This is a genomic window from Streptomyces sp. NPDC057565, assembly GCF_042801455.1.
In the GTDB taxonomy this organism is placed as follows: domain Bacteria; phylum Actinomycetota; class Actinomycetes; order Streptomycetales; family Streptomycetaceae; genus Streptomyces; species Streptomyces yanii.
Genome location: NZ_JBHVFU010000017.1, coordinates 27,533 through 53,369 on the forward strand (window position 1 = coordinate 27,533; position 25,837 = coordinate 53,369).

The window sequence follows — 25,837 nt, forward strand, 5'->3', positions numbered from 1 at the left end:
ACCGTGCTTGCCCGGGCGACGACCTTGTGCTCATCCGCCGTCTGCCCTCCCCAGATGTTCCTCGTGAATGCAACAGGAGATCGATAGATGAAGCGAAGTCCGACAACGCAGCGTCTCAGAACGCGCTTGGGCGCGATGACCGTTGGTCTTGCCGTCTTCGGGGCGATCATGTCGCCCACGGCGGTACACGCCACCGATTCGGCCCGGCAGGCGTCGCACCCGGACGCCGTGCAGAAGAAGGTGTCACCGACCGCCGATGACGACCTGCGCAAGATTGTCTCCGCGGCCGGCGGGACCGTACCGGTCACACTGATCACCGGTGACAAGGTGGACGTCGGCGTCGACGCCGACGGCCGACCGGTCGCCCGCAACGTCGAGAGCGCGGCGCGGCCCGAAGGCACCCCGGTCGTTTTCCAGACCATCACCCACCTGGGCACCGTGCACTTCGTGCCGAACGACGCACTCGGACTGCTCGACGAGGGACTGCTCGACTGGGGGCTCTTCGACCTGACCGAGCTGGTGGAACTCACCGCGGCCGGCAAGACCGAAGCGGCCGGCAAGACCGGCGAGGTGCCGGTGCTCGTCACCTACACCGACAAGAGTGCCGCGGCCAAGGCTCCGAAGCCGGCCGGCGTGACCGGCGGCAAGGCGCTGCCGAGCGTCAACGGCCGCTCGATGAAGATCGACGGCGGCGGCCGGTGGTGGCAGCAGGTAAAGGGCAAGACGGACACCCGCTCGAGCGTCGCCCGGTCCGCCGGGTCGCTGTCCGGGGTCAAGAAGGTGTGGCTCAACGGGATGGCCAAGGTCACCCTCGACACGTCCGTGCCGCAGATCGGCGCGCCTGTCGCCTGGGACCGCGGGTACGACGGCGCGGGTGTGTCCGTGGCAGTGCTGGACACCGGCATCGACCCCAAACACCCGGACGTGGCCGGAAGCATCATCGACCAGGTCGACTTCACCGGCAACCCCAACGGCCCCCGCGACGGGCACGGGCACGGCACCCACGTGGCGTCCACGATCCTGGGCACCGGCGCCGCGTCCGACGGGCGGTACAAGGGTGTCGCCCCCGGCGCCAAGCTGCGGGTCGGCAAGATCTGCGACGACACCGGGCACTGCCCCGAGGACGCGATCATCGCGGGCATGGAGTGGGCCGCTCACTCCGGGTCGAAGGTCGTCAACATGAGCCTCGGCGATGTCCCCACCGACGGGACCGACCCGCTGAGCCAGTCGCTCAACGAGCTCAGCCGCAGCACCGGAACCCTGTTCGTGGTGGCGGCGGGCAACAGCGGCCCGACGAGCGGAACGGTCCTCAACCCGGGCTCCGCCGACGAGGCACTGACCGTGGCGGCGGTGGACAAGCAGGACAAGATGGCCGGTTTCTCCAGCCGCGGACCGCGGGTCGGGGACGGCGCCGCCAAGCCGGACATCGCAGCTCCGGGTGTCGACATCGTCGCGGCACGTGCCGCCGGTACGACATTGGGCACGGCGGTGAACGAGTACTACGTCTCGTCCAACGGGACCTCGATGGCCACACCGCATGTGACCGGTGCCGCGGCCATCGTCGCTGAGCAGCATCCGGACCTGACCGGCCGGCAGATCAAGTCGTTGCTGATGAGCACGGCCACCGACCTGGGCTACGCCGCGACCGCGCAGGGTGTCGGGCGGGTGAACGTCGCCGCCGCGATCGATCCGCGGATCACCACGGCGGGAAACCTGGGCTTCGGCCGCCTGGCGTACCCGCACACACCGCAGACGAAGAAGGTCACCTACATCAACCACACCGACGAGGCGACCACGCTGCACCTCACGGCGTCGCTCTCCTCCGCCGGGAAGCCCGCCCCGGCCGGCCTGGTCAGCCTCAGCACGGATGAGGTGGTCGTCCCTGCGGGCGGATCGACCGAGGTATCGGTGACATTCGACGGCCGGAGGGCCGACACCGACAGGGCCTTCGGCAACTACACGGGCACGCTGAGCGCCAGGGACTCCTCGGGAACCCTGTGGGCGGCCACACCGGTCACCACCTACCTCGAGCCCCCGAAACTTCCCCTGACCGTGAAGGTCGTACCCCCGCCGGGTGCCACCGACATCCGGTACGGCTACGCCACTTTCATACCGGTGGACGACGACGAGATCCCCGGCCTCGGCAGGGTTCCGGCGACCGTCGCCGGCGGGGAGACGGTCACCGCGTCGCTCTTCACCGGAACCTACGCGGCCACCTTCCCCGTCAAGTGGCGGGACGCGTCCGGGGAGTGGCAGCAAGCCACACCGATGGCGCCGGAGGTGAGTCTCACCAAGGCGACCACGGTCACGCTGGACCTGCGCGACCTCAAGCGGGTGAGCGTGCAGTTCCCGGAGACCACCGAGGTCTACGCCATGGTCGACCTCACGACCCGGTACTCGGCGGACCGTGCATGGGTGCTCTCGGCCTCCATGGTGACCGGGTACGACGGCACGACCAACTGGTGGACGCTGCCGACCGAGAAGGTACGCACGGGAACCCTCACCGAGGAGATCACCACCGTGCAGACGACTCCCATCGTCACCATGAGGGCCACCGGCGGCGGTGCTCCCTTCAGCCTGGCCGCCCGCTACCGGACCCCGGACGTCTCGCTCGTAGGCTCGCAGACATGGCTCAAGGACGGGAAGTCGGTCCGTCGCAATGTCTCGGTCCCGATCGCGCGACTGCCGATCAAGGGAGACGTACCGGTGGTCTACGCGGGCACCGGGACCGCCTCCGAGCTCGCCGACACACACGCCCGGGGCAAACTGGTGCTGCTGACGCCGACCGACATCTGCCAGGACACCTGTGACTTCCCGAAGCTCAGGGACGAGCGGGTGGCCGCCGCTGCCGCCGCCGGCGCCGTCGGTGTACTGGTCGCGGCACCGGGTCTCACCTCACTGGGCGGCTCCGCACAAAGCACCGTCTGCGCCGACGGGCCGAACAGCTGCCCCGAGGTCCAGCCGTACGCCGCACTGCCGATCGTGAGGGTGCCCAACGCCGAGGCGGACCGCCTGATCACGCGGATCAAGGCCGACGCCGACGTCGAGATCACTCTCGGTGGCGCAGCCACGCCTAAGGCTTATGCCGCCCATTACTACTCGGACGGTCGGATCGCCTCGAACCCCGAGCGCCGGGTCGGTACGGAGCAACTCGACAGGGTCGACCACCACTTCCACGCCGACCGGCCCGGAGTGGTCACCAACATGGCCTGGACGCAGCTGTCGGATTCCGTGCCGGGCGGGGTCAGCATGTACCTGCCCCGTGCGGCCACACAGCAGACCATGACCACCTTCATCAAACGGCAGGACAACGCCATCAGCCAGTTCCTCACCGCCTGGGCCGACCAGGGAGACGACCCTGTCCTGGTCCGGGACCGCAGTGAGAGCCGGGAGATGGTACTCACCGGACAGGACGAAGCCCACTGGAACCAAGGACCGCTCGTACCGGGCGCCGCGCCGCAGGTGCGGAGCAAGTCCGGAATGTTGTTCGACACGGCAACGCCGTGCTCGGGCTGCCGACAGGGCGACACCTTCTACCCGACCTTCCAGCTGACCAGCAGCGGCGGTGCCCGCCAGGCGATGGCCGGAATCGTCGACAACGACCAACTCGCGGAACTCCTCTTCGGCGCCTATGCCTGTGGTCCGACGACCCCGCCCACCCAGCCGACCCTCGACTACACCTGCGACTTCACCTTGCGCAACCAGTCCGGTGACGAAGTCGAACGCCGTCTGACGCCACTGCAGTTCGACTACTGGGGGCTCCTCACCATCACCGGCAAGCTCGCCGGCTACGACCTGCCGGCGGAATCGGGCCGGTACACGTTCGAGGCCAGGACCAACGGGGTCAGGACGGAATGGACGTACAGCTCCGACAAGCCGGCCAAGGATGACGCTCCGCAGCTCCACCCCTGTGTGGGCAAGGTGATCGGCGACAACCAGGCGGCCTGCCGGCCGGAGCCGCTGACCTTCCTGCGGTACGACCTCGGTCTGGCCCTGGACAACACCGCCAAGGCCGGGGCCACCCATCAGATCACGATCGTCGGCTACCACCAGGAGGGCCTCACCGCCTCGCCCAAGCTCACCTCCCTGCACGTCGAGGCCAGCTACGACGGGGGCAAGACCTGGCGTCCGGCGTCCACCGAGGAAGCCGGGACGGACACCTTCACCGCGACGATCAAGAACCCGAGCCGGAAGCAGGCGCCCGAGGGCGTCGGGCTGCGGATCAGCGCGACCGACAGCCAGGGCAACACTGTCAAGCAGACCCTCCCCACGGCGTACAAGCTGCGCTGACGGGTGCCGCTGCAACGGTGAACCAGCCGAAAGGTCATAGGCCGGGGCGAGACCGAGCTCTCGCCCCGGCCGTCCGCTGTCCCTCGACCACACCCCGACAACCCCGGGTGCGCGCAGCGTCGGCGGCACTCAGTCCGTGGACCACTTCTGGTTGGGGCTACCGGCGCAGGACCACAGCTGGAGCCGGGTGTCTATCGAGCAGTAGTGAACGAAGCCAACAGCACGTGCGCTCTCTCAGCGCGATGGCGATACCAAGCCCAGTTCATAGGCGATGATGACCAACTGGACCCGGTCACGGGCCGCCAGCTTGGAGAACAGCCGCCTCACGTGGGCCTTGGCCGTGGCCGGGCTGATGAAGAGCCGGCCGGCGATCTCGTCGTTGGACAGGCCGCGTCCGATGAGGGTGAGTACCTCGCGTTCCCGGTCGGTGATGCCTTCGGTCGCCCCGTGCCGGGGCGCGGCCGTGGGTTCGGGGCGTGCGGCGAACTCCTCGATGAGGCGGCGGGTCACGCGCGGCGCGATCAGGGCTTCGCCGACGGCGACCACACGGATCGCGGTGAGGATGTCGTCCAAGTCCATGTCCTTGACGAGGAATCCGCTCGCGCCCGCGCGCAGCGCGCCGTAGACGTACTCGTCGTCGTCGAAGGTGGTGAGGACGAGGACCCGTGCCGTGTTCGGGCCGGCGGTGATCAGCCGGGTCGCCTCGATGCCGTCCATGCCGGGCATGCGGATGTCCATCACGACCACATCGGGCCGGACGTCCTGGACCAGCTGGACCGCTTCCGCGCCCGTGCCGGCTTCTCCCAGGATCTCGAGATCCGGGCTGTCCGCGATGAGCACGCGCAGCCCGGCGCGCACCAGCGGCTGGTCATCGACGAGCACGACACGGACGCGGTCAGCAGTCATCGCATCCCCGCCGGCACCGGCAGCCGCGCCGCCACGCGGAAGCCGCCTTCGGGACGGGGCCCGGCGGTGAACTGGCCGTGCAGCAGGAAGGCCCGTTCGCGCATGCCGGTGATGCCGTAGCCGATGCCCGCAGGTGTGGGCCCCTGACCGTCGTCGGTGATCTCGATGGACAGTTCGTCCTCCTGATAGTCGATGACCACCCGGCACTCGTGCGTGTCCGCGTGGCGAACCACGTTGGTCAGGCCCTCCTGGATGATGCGGAAGGCGGACAGTTCGATGTCCATGGGGAGCGGGCGCCGTTCTCCTCGCCACTCCACGTCGACCCTCACGCCGCCATTCCGTGTGGTCGCGACCAGCCAGTCGACGTCCGTCATGCCCGACGCGGGGGCCAACGGCGCCTCTTCTGGCTCGGCCTTGCGGAGGGATCCCAGCATGCGCCGCAGCCCGGCCAGGGTGTCCCTGCTGGTGGTCTCGATGGTGGCCAGCGCGTTGCGGGCCTCGGCCGGCTGGGTGTCGATGACCCGGCGGCCCGTGCCGGCCTGGATGGCGATGATGCCGAGGCTGTGCGCGACCATGTCGTGCAGCTCGCGGGCAATCCGCAGCCGCTCGGCGGTGACTGCTTGCTCCGCGGCCTGGACCCGCACCGTTTCGGCGTGCTCGCGGCGCTCTTGGACGAGATAGCCGGTCAGCCAGGCAAGGGCGAGCATCAGAACGAGGAACACGATGGTCGAGACGAAGACGTCCCGCCCGGTTTGGTAGTAGCCGGCGGCGGCGATCTGCTCGGCGAGCGTCAGCGCTGCAGCGGCGAGCGCGATCCGGCGCGTCCGGGTGGCAGCGATCCAGGCGACGGCGAGACCGGTCAGCAGAGCCTGCAGACAGCCGATCTGCCATGCCTGCCCTGGCGCCATGAAGGGGAACGCCGAGGCCAATTTCGACGCCGCTGTCGAAGTCGCAGCGAACGAACCGGCGAGCATCAGCATCAGGGCCGGCAACGGTCGACGCCGCAGCAGGGGAATGGTCAGAACCGAGAGTACGGCCGGCAGGAGGAGCCGCACACCGGTGGGTTCGCGTTCGTTGAGCACCGCGACGTACAGCAGGATCGGGTAGGCGAGGGCCCCGCACCAGGCCAGGGCCTGCGCCACGGCCGGCCGCAAGCGCCAGGAGAGGGCGGCGCGGGGTGAGACGCTCATGCCGCGATCATAGGTACGGGCCGGTGCCGGGGCATCGGCCTTGGGACGTACGCCCCGAGGCTACAAGCGGATCCTGAGAGTGTGGCCCGCGGGCCGATGCCGTGCGGGCGCGGCACACGGCACCGTGGGCCGGGTGATCGAAGCCAACGAACTGACGAAGCGATACGGCGCCACCACCGCCGTCGACCGCCTGACCTTCATCGTCCGCCCCGGCCACGTCACCGGGTTCCTCGGCCCCAACGGCGCCGGCAAGTCCACCACGCTGCGGATGATCCTCGGCCTGAACGACCCCAGCAGCGGCACCGTCACCGTCGACGGCCAGCCGTTCCGGGGACGCCCACGAGGGCTGCGGCACGTCGGGGCTCTGCTTGACGCCCATGACGTGCACGGCGGACGCACTGCACGGTCGCATCTGTCGGCACTGGCGCACAGCAACGGGCTGCCGCGGCGTCGGGTGGACGAAGTCCTGGAGGAGGTGGGACTGACCGCCGCTGCCCGGCGCCGAATCGGGGGGTTCTCGCTGGGGATGAAGCAACGGCTCGGCATCGCCGCCGCGTTGCTCGGTGACCCGCCCGTCCTGCTGTTCGACGAGCCGCTCAATGGGCTGGACCCGGAGGGCGTGCTGTGGGTGCGCGGCCTGTTCCATCGGCTGGCCGCCGAGGGCCGTACGGTGCTTGTCTCCAGCCATCTGATGCGCGAGATGGAGCACACCGCCCAGCAGCTGATCGTCATCGGCCGGGGCGAGCTGATCGCCGCGGAGAGCCTGGCGGAGTTCGCAGCCCGTGGCACCCGGCTGACCGTGACCGTCCGAACGCCCGAGGTCGCCCGGCTGACGTCCGTCCTCGCCAAGGAGGGAGCGGCCGTCCGCGGTGAGGCCGACGGCTCGTGCACGGTGACCGGCATGGGTGCGGATCGCATCGGCGAGCTCGCCTTCCACAGCCGCGTCCTGCTGCACGAACTCGCCCCCCGCTCCGCCTCCCTGGAAGAGGCGTTCATGGGACTCACCGCCGACAGTGTCGAATACAGCGCAGGAGATGCACGATGACCGCACAGACAGTCGCCGAGCCCAAAGCGTACGCGACCGCCCTCGACTCACCCACCCGGTTCCACCACCTCCTCATCGCCGAGTGGATCAAACTGTGGTCGCTGTGTTCCACCTACTGGGTCCTCGGAATCGGCTCCCTGGCCGTCATCGGGATCAACGTGAACTCCGCTCTGTCGAATGCCGACCGGCTGGCGCATCAGCCCGAACTGCCGCCTGCCCCACCGCCAGGGCGTCCCGAGCTGCCGCAGATGCTGTTCGATCCCCTGGCGTCCGCCTTCGTCGACCCAGCCTGGCAGCTCCTCATGGTCATCGCCGGCAGTGTCGGCGCCATCGCCGTCTTCGGCGAGTACACCAGCGGACAGATCCGCACGACCTTCGCGGCCGTTCCCGCACGCCGTGCGGTGATGACAGCCAAGGCGGCCGTCATGGCGGCTGTCATGCTCGTCCTCGGCACGGTCATCGCCGGCGCCTCGTTCGGCGTCACCCAGGCGATCCTGCAAGATCACCACGGCATGTCCATCGGCGACCCCGGCGCACTGCGGGCCGTCGCCGCATCCGCGCTACTCGCGCCACTGTGCGCCCTCGTCGGCATGGCCCTCGGGGCGCTCATCCGCCACGCCGCGGGCACCGTCGTCGCTGTCGTCGGCGCGCTCCTGCTGCTGCCCACGCTGTTCATGGGCGAGACCTATCGGTGGGTCAAGGAGATCGGCAACGCGATGCCGCTCACCGCATGGCGAGCTCTGGTCCAGAACCCTGGACGGGACTACAGCGTGGACAAGTACCCGGTATCGGTCACCGAAGGGTGGATCGTGTTCGGGGCATGGTCGCTCGTCGCGGCGGCCGTCGCCGTGGCCGTCGTGCACCACCGCGATGTGTGAGCGGACCAGGCGGGTTTCTCGTTTCTCACACATGACCAGTTGCGCGAGTTCTGCGAGAGCCCCGGAGTCGATCACGTTTCCGCAGGTCGCCGTTCACAGAAAACCTCTCAAACTCCAGCGTTCTGCGAGACAGTTCTGACACACTGCCGAGGTAGAACTGACGCTCAATCAAGCCGCAATCGCGGTAGAGCGAAACGACTGTCCGAACTGTGAAACCCCGGCGGGGAGTCCGTGCCGCACACGCGGCGGGGTGGGCGGGTCGCTCGGAGTGGGTCAGAATCCGCGGAAGACGCCGTCGTCGTCGGCGGCGTCCACGAACTCCTCCCAGTCCATGTTGGCCATGGCGATGTTGTTCTCGATATCCAACAGATGCGCTGCCACGACACGGAGTTCGTCGAAGCCCTGCTCCGGTCCGTCGTCTTCCTCGTCCTCGTCCTCGCCCGTCGTCATGACGGCCAGCAGCGGCATCCCCGGGTCCGTCAGAGCCTTGCTGTCCGCCACGATCAGCAGGTCGTCCTCGGCGGGTGCGAGCGCTACGACCTCCTCGGCGGCCAGGTCGCGGTAGGCGGGGTCGTCCACGATGTGGAGGTCGGCGAGGAAGTCGTCCTCGTCCGGGGTGGTGACCAGCGACGGTCTACGCGAGCCCGTCGGCCGCAGCCGGTAGGTGCTCGTCCGGCCGGCCTACGGGCTGCGAGGTGCCGGAACCGGACAGTCCTCCGACCGAGACCGCCGGCGCCATGACGCCGCTGACGCAGTCATTCGACGGATGTGTGCGCCATGTCGGTTCGCCAAGACTGAACAGGCGCTCGTCAACAGCGGCGAGCCCCGGTGCGTGCGGCTCCCGCCCGAGCGGTTCTCCTTCCGCACCGGACGCGCTCACGACCGACGAAAGGCCACCCGTATGCCCACCTTCGCCGACCACGTCATCGGCTCGCTGAACTTCGTCGAGCTGGAGACGAAGGCGGCCGGCATCGTCAACTACGCGACCGAGCTGGACAATCCGCAGCTCGCCGAGGTCGCGGCGGCGATCGGGCTGTGGGCCCGACGGGTCGAGCGGCCCGGCGATCTGGAGGATGCGCTCAAGGGCGCCTTCGCCCACGACGGCCCGGCCCTGGCCGAGGTGATGACCGCCCGCCAGGAACTGTCCGTGCCTCCGGCGATCATGGTGGAGCAGGCCAAGGGCTTCACCGTTCCTAGCCAGTGTGCGTGAGTGAGTTCTGGGCCCACTGTTGCGTACTGGGCGCATCCCGAGCGGTGTTGGATGCGCTGGGTTCCCGCGTTCGCGTCCCGTTCGGTGACGGCCCTCTCGGGGGCCGGTCCGTTGCGGGTGGGCGGGTTCCCTCACGCCCCCGGTCACCTGGTCCGGCCTGGGCGGTCCGATGCCCCGCACGATCGCTCCGGTCGTGCGGGGGCGGTGCCGTCCGACGCCGGATCGGGTGTCCGAGGGTGCGTCGTCCGATCGCGACACCGGCGGCATCGTGACGGGACATGGTGCGGTGCGGGGTGACCAGTGGTTTCTGCCAGTGCTGGGCACCCCACAAAGTGGTGTAGGCGGGGTCGACCGCGACAATGCTCAGGCCGTGTTCGGTGGCCATCGACACCAGCCGGGCCTTCAGTTTCCCGGTCGGGATGCCGGAGATGAGCTGCCGGAACCGTTTGCGGCGGCCGTGTTTCTCCCGGGTCTTCTCGGTGGTGAAGTCGAGGTCTTCGATGCCGATCGCGGCGACACCAGCCTGCTTGGCCCAGTGGATCAGGCGGGTCAGGGCGTGGCGGAGCTGTGCGTCGCGGTGACCGGCGGTCCCGGACAGGTCGAAGCCGAAGCGGTGCGGGTCGCCGACGGGGTTGCCGTGCCGGTCGAGGCGGTAGGCGGCGAAGTGGTCGGCGTTGGTGTCGACACCGATCATGCCCCGGGCGCGGGCGGCCTCCAACGGGATGGTCTTCACGACGGGACGCTGCCAGGATGCGGTGAGGTACCAGCGGCCGCGCTCCGTATCGAGGTGGATGCGGTAGGCCACAGCGCGGTTTGCGGCGATGCGGTCGGCCCACTCCGCACCCCGGTGCGCAAACGCGATCCGGGAGGCGAGGACGTACCGGCCGTGCCCGGCGTTGGCCAGGTGCGCGAACGGGGCAGGCAGCCTGATGCTCACCTCACCGTCCGGGGTGACGCGGATCGTCTCGTTCCCGAACCGCTTCCCCGACTCACCATCCGCCGCGATGAACCACCGCTCCGCCTCCCAGCGTTCCCGCCACTGGCCTTCGGTGAGCCCGGCCTGGGCGAGGTGGTGGCGGGTGTTCAGGAGACGTCTGCCGCCCCGCACCACCCGCACCCGCCCGGCCTGCCACTCAGCGACAACGGCCGCATGCCGCGCCTCCAGTGCCGCGAGGCGGCGGGACTTGCGGAACCACTCACTCCGGGAGCGGTAGCCTCCCGCGGCCCGCTTCGTTCCGGGTTCACCGACCGGGAGAGACAGGCGGTGCCGCAGCGTCCTGATCCCGGCTGCCAGCGTCTGGATGTGCGCCGCCTGGCAACGGCGCGCGAGCGCCCACTGGTCGTGCGTGGCCTTGGTGATCGCACCCGCGATCCTGGACGACGACTCCCTCGTCAGCTCCCGCTTACGCAACGCCCAGCTGTCCGCACCGTGCTCCAGACCGTCCGCACAGCGGGCCCTGAGATCACGGGAAGCAAGCGCACCCTGATGCTCACCGACCGCACGCAGCACCCCCTCGTCCCGGGGAGTGAGGTGCCCCAGCCGGTCCCGGACCGCCACCCCGCAAGGCCCCGGCACCACGAAGGACGCGGCCAACTCCCGCACACCACCCACCACACCACCCCCTCCCGCCAGGCCCGGCACCCGCTGTCCAGCCCAACGAGCAACAGCCGCCAAGGTCACCCATTCGACCCCAGAACCCCCGTTCCCACCCCCACAAACCCACCGACAGGACCACTCCCACACACCACCACTCACTTCAACTCAGCCAACCGACAGCAGCTCACAACCCTCTACGCGATCCGCACCGTCCTGTCCGGCCGGGGCGGAGAACTGCTCGAACTGGTCACCACGAACGTCGCCCGCCGGATCCTGCGCTGACCGCCCGAGCGAGAAACATATCTGTTCGACACATGTGTGCTTAAGCACACCCGAACCGCTTGCCCGAGTCGACCAGCACACTTAATAGTTGCCTCAAGCAATAACATGGAGGTATGTGTGGCCGATAGAGCTCAGTACGAAGAGCTGATGCGGCAGCTGAGCGCCGTCGGATGCGTACGGCGGGAACTGGGCCGGATCCTCCCGGACGGCTGCTCCAGCGGCTCCGCCACGGTGCTGACGCTGCTCGCTCGTGACGGCGAGATGCGCATCGGCAGACTCGCGGAACTGCTCGCCGTCGACATGTCGGTCACCAGCCGCCACGTCACGCACCTGGCCGCCCTGGGCTGGATCGACCGAAGCCCCGACCCGGCGGACGGGCGCTCGCGGATCCTGCGGCTGACCCCCGAGGGCCGGGCCCGGCTCGCGGAACTGTCCGAACGAACCGCCCAGTTGCTCGCCCAGCGGCCGAACGACTGGAGCGACGAGGACGTCCGCCGGCTGACGTGGCTCATGGCCCGGCTCCGGGCCAGCTTCCACGACCCGCGGAGCGACCCGCGTGCCGGGCCGCCCGAGGACGGCGCCCGGTCCCCGCGTACATCCGCAGTCACCACGTAAGGAAAAAGAAACCTCATGACAACCACCCCGGCCGGTGTGCGGGCTCACGCCCACCACGGAGGAGGATCTCCCCACGCGCCGATGACACACCCACAGATCATGCGCGCGCTGTCGGGACTGCTGCTCGGCCTGTTCTGCGCCATCCTGTCCTCGACGGTCGTCACCAACGCGCTGCCGAGGATCATCAACGACCTCGGCGGCGGCCAGTCCGCCTACACCTGGGTCGTCACCGCCTCCCTGCTGGCGGTGACGGCGTCCACCCCTCTGTGGGGCAAGCTCGCCGACCAGTTCAGCAAGAAAATCCTGGTCCAGTCGGCGCTGGTCATCTACGCCATCGGGTCCCTGGTGGCCGGCCTGGCGCCGAACCCCGCGACGCTGATCACCGCCCGCGTCATCCAGGGCCTGGGCGGCGGCGGTCTGTCCGCGCTGGCGCAGGTCGTCCTGGCCGCGATGATCTCCCCGCGTGAGCGCGGGCGCTACTCCGGCTACCTGGGCGCGACCTTCGCCGTCGCGACCGTCGGCGGCCCGCTCCTCGGCGGCGTCATCACCGACACCAGCTGGCTCGGCTGGCGCTGGTGCCTCTTCATCGGCATCCCCTTCGCGCTCGTCGCGCTGGTCGTGCTCCAGCGGACCCTGAACCTGCCGGTGCTCAAGCGTCAGGTCAAGGTCGACTGGGCCGGCGCCTTCTTCGTCACCGCGGCCGTCTGCGTCCTGCTGATCTGGGTCACCTTCGCCGACGACACGTACGACTGGCTGTCCTGGCAGACGTACACGCTGGTCGGCGCGTCGATCGTGCTGGCGCTGATCTTCCTGTTCGTCGAGACGAAGGCCGGCGAGCCGATCATCCCGCTGCGGCTGTTCCGCAACCCCACCATCACCCTCGCCTCCGTCGCCTCCCTCTTCGTCGGCATCGCGCTGTTCGCGAGCACCGTCTTCTTCAGCCAGTACTTCCAGCTGGCGCGCGGCGACTCCCCGACCAAGTCGGGCGTCATGACGATCCCGTTCATCGCGGGCCTGTTCGTCTCCTCCACGGTCTCCGGCCGGATCATCACCCGTACCGGCAAGTGGAAGGGCTGGCTGCTGACGGGCGGCATCCTGCTGACGGCTGGTCTGGCCCTGCTGGGCATGCTCCGCTACGACACCTCGTACCTGTACATAGCCTCCTGCATGGCGTTGATGGGTCTCGGCGTCGGCATGACACTGCAGAACCTCGTGCTGTGCACGCAGAACCAGGTGTCCCCGAGCGACCTGGGCTCCGCTTCCTCCACGGTCACCTTCTTCCGCTCCCTGGGCGGCGCACTGGGTGTCTCGGTGCTCGGCTCGGTCCTCACCACCCGCATCGGCCACTACGCCCGCGAGACCATCACCCAGCTCGGCCCGCAGGACCAGGCGGCGGCCGCGAAGTCATCGGGCAGCGGCGCGCTGCCGGACCTGGACATGCTGCCCGGCCCGGTCCGCACGTGGCTGGAGAGCGCCTACGGGCACGGCATCGGCGACATCTTCATGTACGTCGCCCCGATCGCCCTGATTGCCTTCCTGGTGACGCTGTTCATCAAGGAGGTTCCGCTGCGCGCCTCCAGCGGCCTGGACCAGACCGCCCTGGCGGTGCAGGACGCCGAGGCCGTCGCCGGGGCGCCCGTGCCGGCGACGGCCGTCGACGCCGCCGTGCGGGCCACCGCTTCCGGTGCTCCCGATGCGGCCGGTGCCTCCGGCGCACCCGGCGGCATCGCGGTCCGCGGCCGCGTCCGCGTCGCCGAGAGCGCGCCCGCCCCGCAGGGCTCGGTCACGCTGACCACCGTGGAGGGCCGCGAGCTCAGCTGGTCGGCCGTCCAGGCCGACGGCTCGTACACGCTGGACGTCCCCGGCATCGGGCAGTACGTCCTCATCACCTCCGCGGACGGTTACCAGCCGCAGACGTCCACGATCGTGGTGGACGACGAGTCGGTCGTCCACGACGTCCGGCTGACGGCGCCCGCGGGCTGACCGTGTACGGCGACGGTTGCCGTCCCCGACCGGGGGAGCGGCACACCGTCGCCGTACCGCTCCCGCCCCTGCGTCCGGTCTCGCAGATGCGGCATGTCCGTACGTGGTCCTCGTACGACGTGCGTGCTTGCTCAAGTGGGTCCTGACCCAAGGGCCGTCCCGTAATTCCTGGCGGGCGCGCGACGACAGCTACGGCACCTCGTCGCGTTGTCGGAACATCTGAATACATCCAGTATGCGGACGTCCCTCCGCCTTGCGATGCACCTCCGTGGAGAGTTGTCCCAGCGGCTCAACGGCTCCCATCTGATGCGGGGTTCACGCTTCAGGGCGAGAGGCTGGCCGTACCCGGCACCGTGCGTGCTGCTGCACGTGTTCACATGCCTCCCGTCGGACGACTGTCACTCATTCCGGACGGTGCCATGCGCAACGCCCTCGATGCCGGCCGGGGGACGACGATGAGGGTCTCCACGGAGTCGTCGACAAGATGAAGCGACCCCTGGTGAGCACCCGTCAGACCTGTGTGACACCTGCCCAGTTGGCGCCGCTCCAGGCACACGTGAGACTCATTGAGAGGGCTTCTCGCTATGCCGGTTGGGCTTCGCGACGGATCAGCCCGGCCCGTAGGACGTTGAGAGCACCGACGGTGTCCGCGTGCGCGCTGTGGCCGCAGGCGACGCAGTGGAACTTTGCTTGTGTGGGCCGGTTCTCCTTGGTGGTATGCCAGGATCACATACCAGCGCTTGCCCTCACGCTTGACCGAGACGGTTGTGACATGGCCGACCACGGGCCGGTGCTGGTGCAACTTGACGTGCCCGACACCTTGCAGGCGGACGCGGGCCACCGGGTCGTGCGGGGTGGCATCCCAGCGGCAGCCGTCGCCGTCCTTGGGGAACGCCACCGTGTCGAACCGGCCAAGTCCACGAAAGCGCGGGTATCCGGGCTTATCTTTGGCCTTGATACGGCGGAAGAACGCCGCGAACGCCTTGCCCGGACGCCGCAGCGTCGCCTGTTGGCTGGAGAACGACCAACGGCCCGGGCGGACGGGGCGAGGCAGGGAGACATCTGTCAGGCGCTCCAGGTGAGTCATGTGTGTTGTGCGGGAGGGTCGTCGAGTACCCGATGGACGGGGGCGGCAGCGCCGCGGTCACTTGGCTGACAGGCCGGTCGGCCCGTGCGCTCGCGACGGACGTCAGGGGCTGGGCTGCCGTGCGGCCTCAGTCCAGTGCCTTCAACGCTCCGGTGACGGCGAATTCCAGGAACGTCCGGTCGACGCGGGCCTGGCCCATCACGCGAAGACCCTGGATGAACGTGATGAAGAAGCGGGCCAGTTCCACCGGACTGTGCTCGCTGCCCAGTTCTTCCCGGTCCCTGGCGCGTTCCAATGCCCCGGTCAGCACGGACTCCATGGCGGTCATGGTCGCGTGCGCCTGCTCCGCCGTGCCGTCGTGGGTTGCACGCTCGGTGGTCGCGTTGACGAGCAGACAGCCGTGCTGCCGGTCCACCGCGTCGGTCGTGACCATCGCGATCAGGATTCCTCGCAACACCGTACGGATGCCGGCACCGGCCCGGACGTCCCGGTCGAGAGCCGCGACCAGATCGTCGCAGTAGCGTTTCAGGGCCTGTGCGTAGAGGCCGTCCTTCGAACCGAACGCCGCGTACAGGCTGCCGTTGCCGATTCCCAGCAGTTCCGTCAGCTGTGGCACCGGCGTGGAGTGATAGCCCTGTCTCCAGAACAGGCGCATGGCCTGTTCCACTGCCACGTCGGTGTCGAATTCACGAGGGCGTGCCACAGCGAGATCCTTTCGTCGGCGAAGTCCTCGGGCGTGCGGGAAGGCGATGGTCAGGGCCCGAGGCGGGCGGGGCGTCCGGTGGGGTGCCCGCTCGATCTGCCGGCCGGGGGTTACTGGGGGTGTGGGAACGGAACACCGTTCTGACTCTGGCACGGCGGCTCTCAGCGAGCATGAGTCGATCGACTGTAAACGTGAAGCCGCCGGTTGATTTCGTTGCTTGTGCAGGTTTGTAGGTGAGTTTCGGATTCGGCGAACATTACGTTGAGGATGCTGCCCCCTCTCGACGGCAGTGGCGGGCGCGTCAGGTGGGGTGCCCTTCCCACGTGTCATCGCGGGCCGACCGGATTCGAAACTGCTCACGCAATGTATGCCGCCTCATCTCACGCACGGTCTCCTGGTGGCGAGAAGGAGCGGGATCCTGCACGAAATGTGGGCCAGAACCTGCTGCCCACCCATGGTGTGGCCATCCGTGGCACGATCGGGTTCCATATCGATATGACCAGAGGCATGTCTGGCCGGGTGTTCTGCGGTTAGCCTCGACGACATTGACGGCAACAGTCCGAGGACTAACATGCAGGAGCACCTGAACCCCCCTCTGGAGCCCGGTAGCGCGCCCCGGCACGCGGCTGCCATAGTCGCGAGCGCGGCCGACATCAGCGGTGCGGAACTGGATTACAGCCCCGAGAGCATCGATCTGGTCGAGGACATAGTCGACGGCTTCCGTGCCGAAGGTGTCACGGGCGAGCACATGGCCGAATCCCTCATCGCGTTCGGTTGTTACATCGGCGAGATACTGACCCGTCACGTCGGAGGAGCCTGGCGGCAGGACCCGATGGTCTCCCCTATCGCCGTCCCCCTCGTCGTGGAACTGCCCGACGCACGGGAATGCCGGCCGATCGACTGGGTCTTCCGCCGGCTTGAGTTCGGAGCCGACGTCAGTATTCGCGACCTCTACGCGGCGGCCGACGCGGGAGACGGCCCCCCGGACGAGCAGACACGGACGTGAGGACGTGTGCGCGGATGACAGGCGTGTGTGGGTGAGGCGCCTGAGTGTGTCTCCTGACATACATGTGTGACTGGCAGGCAGGCGCGAGCGTGTCCCCGAGTCGCGCCGGCCTCGGGAGCCGGCGGCGTGGCAACGCTCTCGGAGCCGGGCACCGCGAAGGGGACCCGCAGACAGGCCCGATCTCGCGTACAGAGCCGGTGGTTCGGATGACCGGGATGCCTTCAGCCCCCGTGTTGGTCCCTCAGCACCTGGGTGAGCTGCGCCCGCGCCGTCACACCCAGCCGGGGGAAGATGCGGTAGAGGTGCGTCTCCACGGTTCGTGGTGAGAGACCGAGCTGTTCGCCGATCTCACGGTTGGACAGTCCACGGCCGGCGAGTTGGGCTATCCGCAGCTCCTGGGCGGTCAGAAGGCCAGGGGCCGCGGCGGGCTGACGCGCGTCCGCGGCGCCGCCCTCCGGGCGCTCGACGGATGCCCGCGGCTCCTCGGTGATCCGCCCGGTGCGTGCCTCGGCGCCCATCTCGGTGAAGGTGGCTGCCGTCCGGAGCAGGGTGGCACGGGAGCCGGCGTACCGACGACGGCGCCGCAACCACCGCCCTTGAGCCAGGTGCAACGGCGCCTCCAGGACGGGCCGGTGGGACAGGTCCCCGGCAAAGGCTCGTGCGAACAGGGCCTCCGCGTCCCGGTCCAGGTCTTCGCATTCGGCGGGTTCCGACGTCGCGAAGCCCTGCCTGACGCCACCGATCCGTGGCGCGGCCGACAGGAGCGGAGGAAGGTCTCCCGCCGGGCGGAGCGCCGCCGCCAGAAGCGGATCCCGTGTTCCCGAGGGAAGGCGCGTGGCACCCGGCGCCATGGCGGAGACCGGCCGGTAGGACCACGCCGACGCGTAGGGCAACGCATCCAACTCGGCGGACGGGGCCGCTGCGAGCGGGCCGAGGAGCGTCTCCGGAAGACCGGCGACGGAGACCTGACGCGTACGGTGCGGGCGCGCGCTCATCAGCAGAGCCGTCGGGTGGCCCTCGGTCCGACGGGCGACGAAGGAGAGCACGTACCCGCCGGGCTCGTCCCGTGCGTCCCGGTCGTCGACGGTCACCAGCAAGGGGCGCACGGCGCCCACCGACTCCAGGAGGCCGAGAACGGCGAAGGACAGCCGCGGCAGGCCGCCCTGGTCGGGGGCGGTGCCGACCGGCAGCATCTCCACGGCTTCCAGCCGCCCCGCTGCCAGGGTCCGGCCAGGGTTCTTCAGGACCGGCCGGAGAATCCGGAGCAGACCGGCGAGGCCGGACGGGTTGCTGCTCCGTACGCCGGCGCAGTGCAGCACGCGCATACCGGCATCGGCGGCCGACCCGGCGGTGGCTTCCAGCAGGGCCGACTCGGCCGAACCGGCGTGGCCGCCAACCACCCGGGCCGCCCCGTGGACCGTCACCCCGCGCAGGAGGTCCCGGCGCGCCCGCGGCTCCGGATCACGGCCGACGAGCCAGGGGCTCCCCGGCGCAGTCATGGGAAGAGGGGCGACGAGCGAGAGCGTGTGCTGACCCGCCTTTCCGGCGGCGGGAGGGGAGAGCCTGGTCTGCATGTTCATCGATGCCCCTGTTCCGCGGTGAACGGTCCCCTCCGACCCAGGGAGCGCCCTTTTTTGTCTGCACCCATCCCAATGGAGAGACGCCGGCAGAACCAGGCAGTTCGCGTGCAGCTTGCCACCGCGGAGGGGAGAAGCCGGTTCAGGACAGACGACGGGCGGCGTCATCCCGGGGCCTGCTTCGCGCGGACGGCCGCGGATGCGTCGGACGGCGGCTGTCATCGCAGCGGCGCGTCACCTCTCAGTGGGCCTCGTCGAGCGCCCCGGCCCTGGCCCGCATCTCCTCGGTGCGCGGATCGCCGATCGCGCTCAGGAGCCGGGCGGCTCGTGTCCAGCTCTCACGTGCTTCCGCGTCGTCTCCGCGTTCCAGTTGGGCCGACGCGATGTGATCCAGCACGTCGGCCTGGTTGTAACTGTCGAGAACCTCTTCGTACAGACGCAGGGACCTGCGGTAGTCCGCGATCGCGGCATCGAGCTTGCCCAGGCGCTGCCGGGCATACCCGATGCTGTCCCAGGTCGCCGCCTCGCTCCGGCGGTTCCCGGCCTCCCGCAGCATGGGGAGCGCTTCCTCGCACATGGCGATGGCCTGCCGGTGATCGCCGAGCAGCGTCAGGTACCAGCCGACGGCGTTGAGTTCGCGAGCCTCGCTGCCGCGGTCCCCGAGCGTCCGGAAGAGCGCCAGAGCCCGCCTGGCATGGTGCAGTGCCTCGGTGTGGCGCCCCTGCCGGCCACGCACCCAGCCGATGCTCCGCTCAGTGGCGGCCTGCTCCGCAGGGGTCAGCCGGTGCAGTTGGCCAAGCATCAGACCGACCTGCTCCTCGGCCTGTTCGACCTGGCCCGTCTGGGCCAGTGCGCGAGCCAGGCTCGAACAGTTCCTGGCGATGGCGGTCGGATCGTCCAGTACCAGGGCCGCGTCCAGACCGATCCGCTTGGCCGAGATCTCGTCGGCCCAGCGGCCCATGATCGAGTAGTAGCTCACCCAGTCGTGCGTGAGGTACATGCGATAGCGCAGCAACCGCGGATCGTTCATGGAGCGCAGGGCGGCCGCGACGGTCGACTCCTCCTGACGGAACCACTCCAGCGCCTCCTCGCGGGTGTCGACCACGACACTCGTCACATCCTCGGCCGAGGGGGCGGGCACTTCGAATCCGGGGCGTCGGTCGAGAACACGCGTGGCCGCGTGGGCGTTGTGGCGCAGGTAGTCCAGCAGACGTATCTCGGCCCGCAAACGGTCGTCCTTCTCCTGCTCGACGAGCTCGGTGCCGTAGACCCGTACCAGGTCGTGCAGCACGTATCGGCCCTCCGCGTCACGCCAGAGAAGGTTCGCCGAGGTCAGCTCCCGCAGATGCCGCCGGGCCGCGGCCATCCCGGTCCCCGCGAGCGAGGCGGCGGCCTCCGCCGACACCGACGGCCCGGGGCTCAGGGCCATATGCCGGAAGAACCGTGCGGTCTCAGGCGTCAGGGCCCGGTAGGACCAGGAGAACACCGCGCGGACATCGTCTCGTCGGCCACCCGCGGACAGGGCGTCCAGCCGAGGCCGGGACTCGCGCAGCTCGCGCACCCCGATCCGCAGCGGGACCTGCGGAGCAGCGCTCAGCTGCGCACCGACGATCGCGACCGCCAACGGCAGAAAACCGCACAGCTCCACCAGCTCGGATGCCGCCTCCGGCTCCGCCCGGCATCGTTCCTCGCCGATCCGCGCGGCCAGAGCCGCCAGCGCCTCCTCACGGGTCCACACGTCCAGACTGAGCATGGAGGCGCCCTCGGTCACAGCCAGACCGGACAGCTGATTGCGCGAAGTGATGATCGTCAGGCACCCCCCGGAGGCCGGCAGCAAGGGCCTGACCTGCTCCGCGTCCCGTGCGTTGTCGAGTACGACGATCAGCTGCCGGGACATCGTCTGCTCCCGGAACAGCGCACTGCGCTCCTCGGTGCCGCTGGGTACGCTGCCGCTGGGCACCCCCAGCGCACCGAGAAACCCGCCCAGGGCCTCACCGGGGTCGAGAGGCTGTCCGGAGTCCTCGAAACCGCGCAGGTTCACATACAGCTGCCCGTCCGGGAAGTGGTTCGCCACCTGATGCGCCCACCGCACGGCGAGCGTCGTCTTGCCGACACCCGCCATGCCACCGATCGCGGAGATGACGACATGCCCTCCTCGCCCGGCGACCTGCGAGGTGAGTCCGTGGACGGCAGCCAACGCCTCGTCCCGGCCGCGGAACGTCACGAGGTCGGGCGGCAGCTGCCGCGGAACCTGCCCCGTGCGCCGCGCCGACGCCTCCACGAACCGCTGCCGTTCGTCCCCGTCCAGCTCCAGGGCGTCCATCAACTCGCTCAGCGTCGCCTGCCGCGGCAGGCTGTGCCCGCGCTCCATGTCACTGATGGCCCGGACGCTCACCCCTGAGGCCTCGGCGAGGCTCTCCAGCGTCAGCAGCGAACGCTGCCGCGCCTCACGCAGCAGCCGGCCGAACGCCGTTCTGTCCATCTCCACCCCCGAGGGACGTGCCCTGGGAGCCCTTCCCTGACCAGTGCCGTCACGTGCGAACACCGCGAACCTACCAGTTGTGGAATGGACGTTAAAGCAAGTTGTGAATGCCGGAGCGGAGCGCACTCGTGGGACAACGGCAATGCCTCGCAACTGCCTTGAGCACGCCGCCCGGAGCAGGCACCGGCGGTTCTGTGCAGGAGCTGCCCGTGAACGTGGCCGGCCCGACTCGGCTCGCCCGGAGGGCGTGTTCGATCCGGCGGTGCCGACCTCACCGACCCCGTACGGCAGTGGGCGCCGACGGCCGCTGGAATGCGACCGCTGGAATGCGACCGGGCCCCGAGTGCCCGGTGCCGGGCGCCGGGCTCCGGCCTCGCACCGGACGATCCCGCTCGTTGTGGAACTGCCCGGTGCACGCGAGTGCCACCCCATCGACCGGGTCTTCGGCCGTCGCGAGCACGGGAGCGACGTCAGTGTCCGCCACCTGTACATGGCTGCCGACCGTGCTGGCGGCGCCGGCTCGAGCCCCGCCGGAGCCGCGATTACGGCGCCCAGGGTTCATACCTGAATGTTAAAGTTTTTCTGCGCCGGACAGGTGCGATGGCCGTGGTCCGGAGACCGACCGGCTACCCGGCCGAGGACTCCGCGGACGACACGTGTGCGATAGGAACACTTGGGTGGGGGAGGGCATGGCATGGGTGCACGCACTCCGGGCGGCAGCGGCCTGATCGGCCGCGAGCGGGAGCGGGATCTGGTGTCGGCATTCCTGGCCGGCCTGTCCGATGGTGGTCGAATCCTGCACCTGAGCGGCGTTCCGGGCATCGGGAAGACCGCCGTCGTACGGTTCGCCGTGGACGCGGCGGCACGCCAGGAAGTCCCCGTACTGTCGACGTCCTGGGTCCCCGACGAACGGGGACTGCGTTACGCCGCACTGCACGGACTGCTCCGTCCCCGTCTGCCGCGACTTCGTCAACTGCCTCCGGAGCAACGCTCGTTGCTGGAGTCGGCGTTCGCGGGTTACGCCGCGGAACCGGAACCGGAGCCGGAGCACCTGGCACGGTCCGCGCTGCGCCTGCTGGCCCTGGCGCCGGGCCCCGTCCTGGTCTGCGTGGACGACTTCGACCGGCTCGATGCGGCGAGCCGTGACACCATCGGTCACATGGCCCGGCTGTGCGGGCCGACCCAGGTGAGCCTGGTCGTCGCCGAGCGAGCCGCCCCGGCGGCCTGGCTGCCGGCCGACGCACTCACCACCGTTCTCACCCCCCTCCCCGCTGCCGAGGCCCGTGAACTCGTCCACCGTTCCCGGCCGTCCGCGGCCCACGCGGAAGCCGAGCTCGTCCTCGCCGTGGCACAGGGCAATCCGCTCGCGCTCACGGAGCTGTCGCTCGGCGGCAACGGCCTCAGGGACGCGGCCGGCTTCGGCATGCTCCCCGCCACCCCCCGCCTGGCCGACGCGTACGCGGAGGACCTGCGGGCACTGTCGGCAGCCGGCCATGGTGTCCTGCTCACCGCGGCGTTGAGCACCTCCTCGGCCGTCCAGGAGATCCTGGACGCCGGCGCGTGTCTGCCGGGCGGTACGCAGGCGGCCCGGGCCGGACTGGCGGAGATCGCCGAGCGCGGTCTCGTCGGCGTACGCGAACACCACATCCGGTTTCCCGAGCCGCTCATCCGCACCGCGGTCCTGCACACGGCTTCGGCCGCACGTCGCATGGCCGCCCACGCGGCGCTCGGCCAGAGCGTCACGGACCCCGCTCACGCGGCCTGGCACACGGCCCAGTGCGTGACCGGTGCTGACGAAGAACTCGCCAAGCGGCTGGAATCACTGGCCGAAGGTCCCTGGCCGGGCGCCGGCCTGCTGAGAGCCCTGGCAGCACTCGAATGCGCCGCCCGGCTGTCCGCGGACCCGGAACGCCGAGCGGACCGCCTGCTCCGCGCCGCCGAACTGGCGTGCCACCACGGTCTGGTGGAGCAGGCCCGTCAGCACGCCCGTGGCATCGATCCCGACGAACTCGGAGACCTCGGCAGCGCCATGCTGCTGTGGCTGCACGACCTGGTGCCGGGGAATCTGCCCGTCGGCCGTGAACGGATCGCGCAACTGTGCTCCGCGGCCCGTGCCGTGGCCCCGGCACATCCCGTTCTCGCGCAGAAACTGCTGCACGCCGCCGCAGGCCGATGCTGGTGGCAGCAGGCCGGCGCCACCGACCGCGACCTGGTGGTGCGGACGTTGAAGGAACTGCGGACGCCACCATGGGGGACACGCGACATCGCTGTCCTGGCGCTGACCGATCCCCTGTCGGTCAGCCACCTGCCCCTGCAGACATCGGAGCCCCCCGACCCTGACCAACGGCTGCTCCTCGGCCAGGCCGCCCATCTCACCGGCGACCTCGCGCAGGCGGCGGTGTTCCTCCAGGAGGCCGAAGCAGCCGCCCGTGCCGACGGCCGCCACGGACGGCTGCCGCACATCCTCGCGGCGAGGGCGCTGGGCGAGATCTGGCGGGGCTCCGAATGGCGCACTGCTGAAGCGATGGCCGCCGAGGGCCGGATGATCGCCACCGGACTGGAGCACCGCAACTTCGCAGTCCGGGCCATCGGAGCCCAAGGCGTCCTCGCGGCCCTGCAGGGACGGCACGACAGAGCCCGGCAATGCGCTGCGGAGATCGACAAGGCATCCCTGCACCTCGGCCAGGGGCAGCACCTGAGCCTGGCCACCCTCACCCGGGTTCTGACGGCCTCCGGCACGGGACGGTACGCCGAGGCCTACACCCAACTGCGTGCGTCGTTCACCGAACTGCTGACGCCATACTCGTTCGAGCAGTTCTGGGGACTGGCCTTCCTCGTCGAGGCGGCGCTGCCCGCGGGGGAGGCGGACGACGCCAGGGCAGTCGTCGAGCAGATCGATCACCGGACCCGGACAGGGCGGTCGCCCCTGCTCGAAAGGATTCTGGACTACGCCGGCGCGGTCCTGGCCCCGGACGAGGAGGCGGAGAACCGCTACCGCGCGGCACTCGGCGACGGGTCCGAACAGTGGCCCCTGCTGTACGCCATGACGCAGTTCAGCCATGGCGTGTGGCTCAGGCGCCGGCGCCGTGTTCTCGAGTCACGCGCACCCCTCACCACGGCCGAGTCCGTCTTCCGGTCCCTCGGGGCCATGCCCCGCGCGGAGCTGGCGGCCGCGGAACTGAGGGCGGCCGGCCTGGCGGACACCACCGAGTCCGGGAACACCGCGGCCCAGGTCCTGTCCCCGCAGCAACTCACCATCGCCCGCCTCGCGGCCCAGGGGCTGACGAACCGGGCCATCGCAGAGCGCCTTCAGCTGTCGCCCCGCACCGTGGCTTCGCACCTCTACCAGATCTTCCCCAAGCTCGACGTCACTTCGCGCGCGCAGCTCGCCGAGAAGCTGGACCCGCGCTGACACACACAGCCCGCATGCTGCCGTGGGCCGACGCGCGCGGAGGAGGGGCACGCTGGCCCCAGCGGTTGACGGTTCGAACTTGTTGGTCCCGACTTGTCGAACTTGTTGGTCCCGACTTGCCGCAGGGCGGTCGCTGAGGTTCGCTTGGTGATCAGACGGTCGGCTGGCTGGCGGCAGTCGGGTGCGGGATACAGCAAGCATCGGACAACCACCACATGAGGAATTCGACCACGCGGACGACTCACCGCTGCCGTCCCGCTTCCACGGCGCCCCGCCCGGTTCAGGGGCTGTGCCGCTGTCCGGCTCGGCTTTCGTGTCGTGCTGAACGAAAGGGCCAGAGCGATGGCATACGCCGTGCACCACCGTACCGTGGCCGTCGACGGCTTCGAGGTGTTCTACCGGGAGGCCGGTAACCCTCAGGCGCCCGTCGTGGTCCTGCTGCACGGTTTTCCGACAAGCTCGCATATGTTCCGCAACCTGATCCCGGCCCTCTCGGACCGTTACCGGATCATCGCGCCCGATCACATCGGCTTCGGCCAGTCGGCGATGCCGAGCGTCGATGAGTTCCCCTACACCTTTGACGCCCTCACCGAGATCACCTCAGGGTTGCTCGACCGCCTGGGCGTCAACCGGTTTGCCATGTACGTACAGGACTACGGCGCACCCATCGGGTGGCGGCTTGCGCTGCAGGACCCGCAGCGCATCACCGCGATCATCACTCAAAACGGCAATGCCTACAACGACGGCTTCGTCAAGCCGTTCTGGGACGGCCTGTTCGCCTACGCCAAGGCACCGGGTCCGGAAACCGAAGCACCGGTGCGCGGCGCGCTGACCGCCGAGGTCACCCGCTGGCAGTACGTGAACGGCGTAGCCGACCAAAGCCTCGTCAGCCCCGACAACTGGGTCCACGACCAGGCGCTGCTCGACCGGCCAGGCAACGACGAGATCCAGCTGAAGCTCTTCCGCGACTACCCCACCAACGTGGACCTCTACCCGGCCGTGCACCAGTACTTCCGCACCTCCCAGGTGCCGCTGCTGGCCGTCTGGGGCGCGAACGACGAGATCTTCGGCCCGGAGGGCGCGAACGCCTTCCAGCGGGACCTGCCCAAGGCCGAGATCCACCTGATCGAATCCGGGCACTTCGCCCTGGAGAGCCATCTGGAGACCATCACCCAGCACATTCGCGACTTCCTCAGCCACGCCATCGCCTGACGCGGTCACAGGACGCCGTGGCGCGGCCGGCCTCGCGGAAACCTGTTCCGGCCAGGGAAACGAGCAGGCTGCCTTTTCATTTCAGGAGAACGGTTATGCGTCCGATCGTTATTGAGAAATTCGGTGGGCCGGCCGCGCGCACCACGTCTCTCGCGGCGTCCTCCTCCCAGCGGGCGCGTTCGAGCAGGTGGTGCAGGCGATACGGCCGGTCCAGGCCGACTGCCTCCGCGATCGACCAGCAGCTGCCCACAACGCCCGGCATCAGTAACCCGCGCAGGTAGAACACTCCGTTGGCCCGCAGGTCGCGGCGGCGGTATACCGGCGCGAGGTCTGCGGCGAGTTCGGCGAATACCGCTTCCATC

17 protein-coding genes and 2 pseudogenes are annotated in these 25,837 nt (G+C 69.5%); 9 read left to right on the forward strand and 10 right to left on the reverse strand.

What is annotated here, in order from left to right:
• Positions 1 to 135 precede the first annotated feature (135 nt).
• On the forward strand, positions 136 to 4,290 hold the full coding sequence (locus ACFU8W_RS26710; protein ID WP_384041949.1) for a S8 family serine peptidase: 4,155 nt from the start codon (positions 136 to 138) through the stop codon (positions 4,288 to 4,290).
• 234 nt (positions 4,291 to 4,524) lie between these two features.
• Here the strand turns inward: ACFU8W_RS26710 and ACFU8W_RS26715 are convergent, their stop codons facing one another.
• On the reverse strand, positions 4,525 to 5,196 hold the full coding sequence (locus tag ACFU8W_RS26715; RefSeq protein WP_384041952.1) for a response regulator: 672 nt from the start codon (positions 5,194 to 5,196) through the stop codon (positions 4,525 to 4,527).
• Positions 5,193 to 6,386: a sensor histidine kinase gene (locus tag ACFU8W_RS26720; protein WP_384041955.1), complete on the reverse strand. Its 1,194-nt coding sequence runs from the start codon at positions 6,384 to 6,386 to the stop codon at positions 5,193 to 5,195. The genes ACFU8W_RS26715 and ACFU8W_RS26720 overlap by 4 nt, the downstream gene beginning before the upstream one ends.
• A 133-nt stretch (positions 6,387 to 6,519) precedes the next feature.
• On the opposite strand from ACFU8W_RS26720, the gene ACFU8W_RS26725 reads away from it, so the two are divergent.
• Complete coding sequence (locus ACFU8W_RS26725; protein ID WP_384041958.1) at positions 6,520 to 7,431, forward strand: ABC transporter ATP-binding protein; 912 nt, start codon at positions 6,520 to 6,522, stop codon at positions 7,429 to 7,431.
• On the forward strand, positions 7,428 to 8,309 hold the full coding sequence (locus tag ACFU8W_RS26730; RefSeq protein WP_384041961.1) for an ABC transporter permease: 882 nt from the start codon (positions 7,428 to 7,430) through the stop codon (positions 8,307 to 8,309). Before ACFU8W_RS26725 ends, ACFU8W_RS26730 begins: the two co-directional genes overlap by 4 nt.
• Positions 8,310 to 8,582: 273 nt before the next feature.
• Here ACFU8W_RS26730 and ACFU8W_RS26735 read toward each other — a convergent pair whose 3' ends face one another.
• The gene (locus ACFU8W_RS26735) at positions 8,583 to 8,966 is read right to left on the reverse strand and encodes a DUF6924 domain-containing protein (RefSeq protein ID WP_384042287.1); all 384 of its coding nucleotides are present in this window, start codon (positions 8,964 to 8,966) and stop codon (positions 8,583 to 8,585) included.
• Between the two features lie 244 nt (positions 8,967 to 9,210).
• Here ACFU8W_RS26735 and ACFU8W_RS26740 point away from each other — a divergent pair, with 244 nt between their 5' ends.
• On the forward strand, positions 9,211 to 9,519 hold the full coding sequence (locus ACFU8W_RS26740) for a thiamine pyrophosphate-dependent enzyme (RefSeq protein ID WP_384041963.1): 309 nt from the start codon (positions 9,211 to 9,213) through the stop codon (positions 9,517 to 9,519).
• Here the strand turns inward: ACFU8W_RS26740 and ACFU8W_RS26745 are convergent.
• Positions 9,503 to 11,131, reverse strand: coding sequence for an IS200/IS605 family accessory protein TnpB-related protein (locus tag ACFU8W_RS26745; protein WP_384042290.1), 1,629 nt, complete (start codon positions 11,129 to 11,131; stop codon positions 9,503 to 9,505). The two genes, ACFU8W_RS26740 and ACFU8W_RS26745, sit on opposite strands and share 17 nt — an antisense overlap.
• A 384-nt stretch (positions 11,132 to 11,515) precedes the next feature.
• On the opposite strand from ACFU8W_RS26745, the gene ACFU8W_RS26750 reads away from it, so the two are divergent.
• Together ACFU8W_RS26750 and ACFU8W_RS26755 are read left to right on the forward strand one after the other, a co-directional pair.
• On the forward strand, positions 11,516 to 12,013 hold the full coding sequence (locus tag ACFU8W_RS26750; RefSeq protein WP_384041966.1) for a MarR family winged helix-turn-helix transcriptional regulator: 498 nt from the start codon (positions 11,516 to 11,518) through the stop codon (positions 12,011 to 12,013).
• Between the two features lie 81 nt (positions 12,014 to 12,094).
• On the forward strand, positions 12,095 to 13,996 hold the full coding sequence (locus ACFU8W_RS26755) for an MFS transporter (protein ID WP_384041969.1): 1,902 nt from the start codon (positions 12,095 to 12,097) through the stop codon (positions 13,994 to 13,996).
• Between the two features lie 582 nt (positions 13,997 to 14,578).
• Here ACFU8W_RS26755 and ACFU8W_RS26760 read toward each other — a convergent pair.
• The 3 genes and pseudogenes from ACFU8W_RS26760 to ACFU8W_RS26770 all read right to left on the reverse strand — a co-directional run.
• A pseudogene (locus ACFU8W_RS26760) lies at positions 14,579 to 14,668 on the reverse strand (hypothetical protein); the annotation flags it as partial.
• 37 nt (positions 14,669 to 14,705) lie between these two features.
• A pseudogene (locus tag ACFU8W_RS26765) lies at positions 14,706 to 15,041 on the reverse strand (RNA-guided endonuclease TnpB family protein); the annotation flags it as partial.
• A gap of 169 nt (positions 15,042 to 15,210) precedes the next feature.
• Complete coding sequence (locus tag ACFU8W_RS26770) at positions 15,211 to 15,786, reverse strand: TetR/AcrR family transcriptional regulator (RefSeq protein WP_384041972.1); 576 nt, start codon at positions 15,784 to 15,786, stop codon at positions 15,211 to 15,213.
• Between the two features lie 571 nt (positions 15,787 to 16,357).
• On the opposite strand from ACFU8W_RS26770, the gene ACFU8W_RS26775 reads away from it, so the two are divergent.
• Positions 16,358 to 16,792, forward strand: a complete 435-nt coding sequence (locus tag ACFU8W_RS26775; protein WP_384041975.1) for a hypothetical protein — start codon at positions 16,358 to 16,360, stop codon at positions 16,790 to 16,792.
• 221 nt (positions 16,793 to 17,013) lie between these two features.
• On the opposite strand, the gene ACFU8W_RS26780 is transcribed toward ACFU8W_RS26775, so the two are convergent.
• Together ACFU8W_RS26780 and ACFU8W_RS26785 are read right to left on the reverse strand one after the other, a co-directional pair.
• A complete protein-coding gene (locus ACFU8W_RS26780; RefSeq protein ID WP_384041979.1) occupies positions 17,014 to 18,372 on the reverse strand; it encodes a LuxR C-terminal-related transcriptional regulator in 1,359 nt (452 codons plus the stop codon).
• A 238-nt stretch (positions 18,373 to 18,610) separates the two neighbouring features.
• Positions 18,611 to 20,851, reverse strand: coding sequence for an ATP-binding protein (locus ACFU8W_RS26785; RefSeq protein WP_384041982.1), 2,241 nt, complete (start codon positions 20,849 to 20,851; stop codon positions 18,611 to 18,613).
• A gap of 694 nt (positions 20,852 to 21,545) precedes the next feature.
• Between ACFU8W_RS26785 and ACFU8W_RS26790 the strand changes: the two genes are divergently transcribed.
• Both ACFU8W_RS26790 and ACFU8W_RS26795 read left to right on the forward strand, forming a co-directional pair.
• On the forward strand, positions 21,546 to 24,263 hold the full coding sequence (locus ACFU8W_RS26790) for an AAA family ATPase (RefSeq protein WP_384041986.1): 2,718 nt from the start codon (positions 21,546 to 21,548) through the stop codon (positions 24,261 to 24,263).
• A gap of 342 nt (positions 24,264 to 24,605) precedes the next feature.
• Positions 24,606 to 25,475, forward strand: a complete 870-nt coding sequence (locus ACFU8W_RS26795) for an alpha/beta fold hydrolase (RefSeq protein WP_384041989.1) — start codon at positions 24,606 to 24,608, stop codon at positions 25,473 to 25,475.
• Between the two features lie 76 nt (positions 25,476 to 25,551).
• Here ACFU8W_RS26795 and ACFU8W_RS26800 read toward each other — a convergent pair whose 3' ends face one another.
• Positions 25,552 to 25,836 (reverse strand): transposase, encoded by a 285-nt coding sequence (locus ACFU8W_RS26800; RefSeq protein ID WP_384041992.1) that lies wholly within the window; start codon positions 25,834 to 25,836, stop codon positions 25,552 to 25,554.
• Position 25,837 lies beyond the last annotated feature (1 nt).

Excerpts from the sequence above, each read along its gene's own strand:
- ACFU8W_RS26710 (WP_384041949.1), top strand. The coding sequence starts at position 136 with ATGACCGTTGGTCTTGCCGTCTTCGGGGCGATCATGTCGCCCACGGCG.
- ACFU8W_RS26715 (WP_384041952.1), bottom strand. The coding sequence starts at position 5,196 with ATGACTGCTGACCGCGTCCGTGTCGTGCTCGTCGATGACCAGCCGCTG.
- ACFU8W_RS26720 (WP_384041955.1), bottom strand. The coding sequence starts at position 6,386 with ATGAGCGTCTCACCCCGCGCCGCCCTCTCCTGGCGCTTGCGGCCGGCC.
- ACFU8W_RS26730 (WP_384041961.1), top strand. The coding sequence starts at position 7,428 with ATGACCGCACAGACAGTCGCCGAGCCCAAAGCGTACGCGACCGCCCTC.
- ACFU8W_RS26740 (WP_384041963.1), top strand. The coding sequence starts at position 9,211 with ATGCCCACCTTCGCCGACCACGTCATCGGCTCGCTGAACTTCGTCGAG.
- ACFU8W_RS26755 (WP_384041969.1), top strand. The coding sequence starts at position 12,095 with ATGACACACCCACAGATCATGCGCGCGCTGTCGGGACTGCTGCTCGGC.
- ACFU8W_RS26775 (WP_384041975.1), top strand. The coding sequence starts at position 16,358 with ATGCAGGAGCACCTGAACCCCCCTCTGGAGCCCGGTAGCGCGCCCCGG.
- ACFU8W_RS26780 (WP_384041979.1), bottom strand. The coding sequence starts at position 18,372 with ATGAACATGCAGACCAGGCTCTCCCCTCCCGCCGCCGGAAAGGCGGGT.
- ACFU8W_RS26785 (WP_384041982.1), bottom strand. The coding sequence starts at position 20,851 with ATGGACAGAACGGCGTTCGGCCGGCTGCTGCGTGAGGCGCGGCAGCGT.
- ACFU8W_RS26790 (WP_384041986.1), top strand. The coding sequence starts at position 21,546 with ATGGGTGCACGCACTCCGGGCGGCAGCGGCCTGATCGGCCGCGAGCGG.
- ACFU8W_RS26795 (WP_384041989.1), top strand. The coding sequence starts at position 24,606 with ATGGCATACGCCGTGCACCACCGTACCGTGGCCGTCGACGGCTTCGAG.
- ACFU8W_RS26800 (WP_384041992.1), bottom strand. The coding sequence starts at position 25,836 with ATGGAAGCGGTATTCGCCGAACTCGCCGCAGACCTCGCGCCGGTATAC.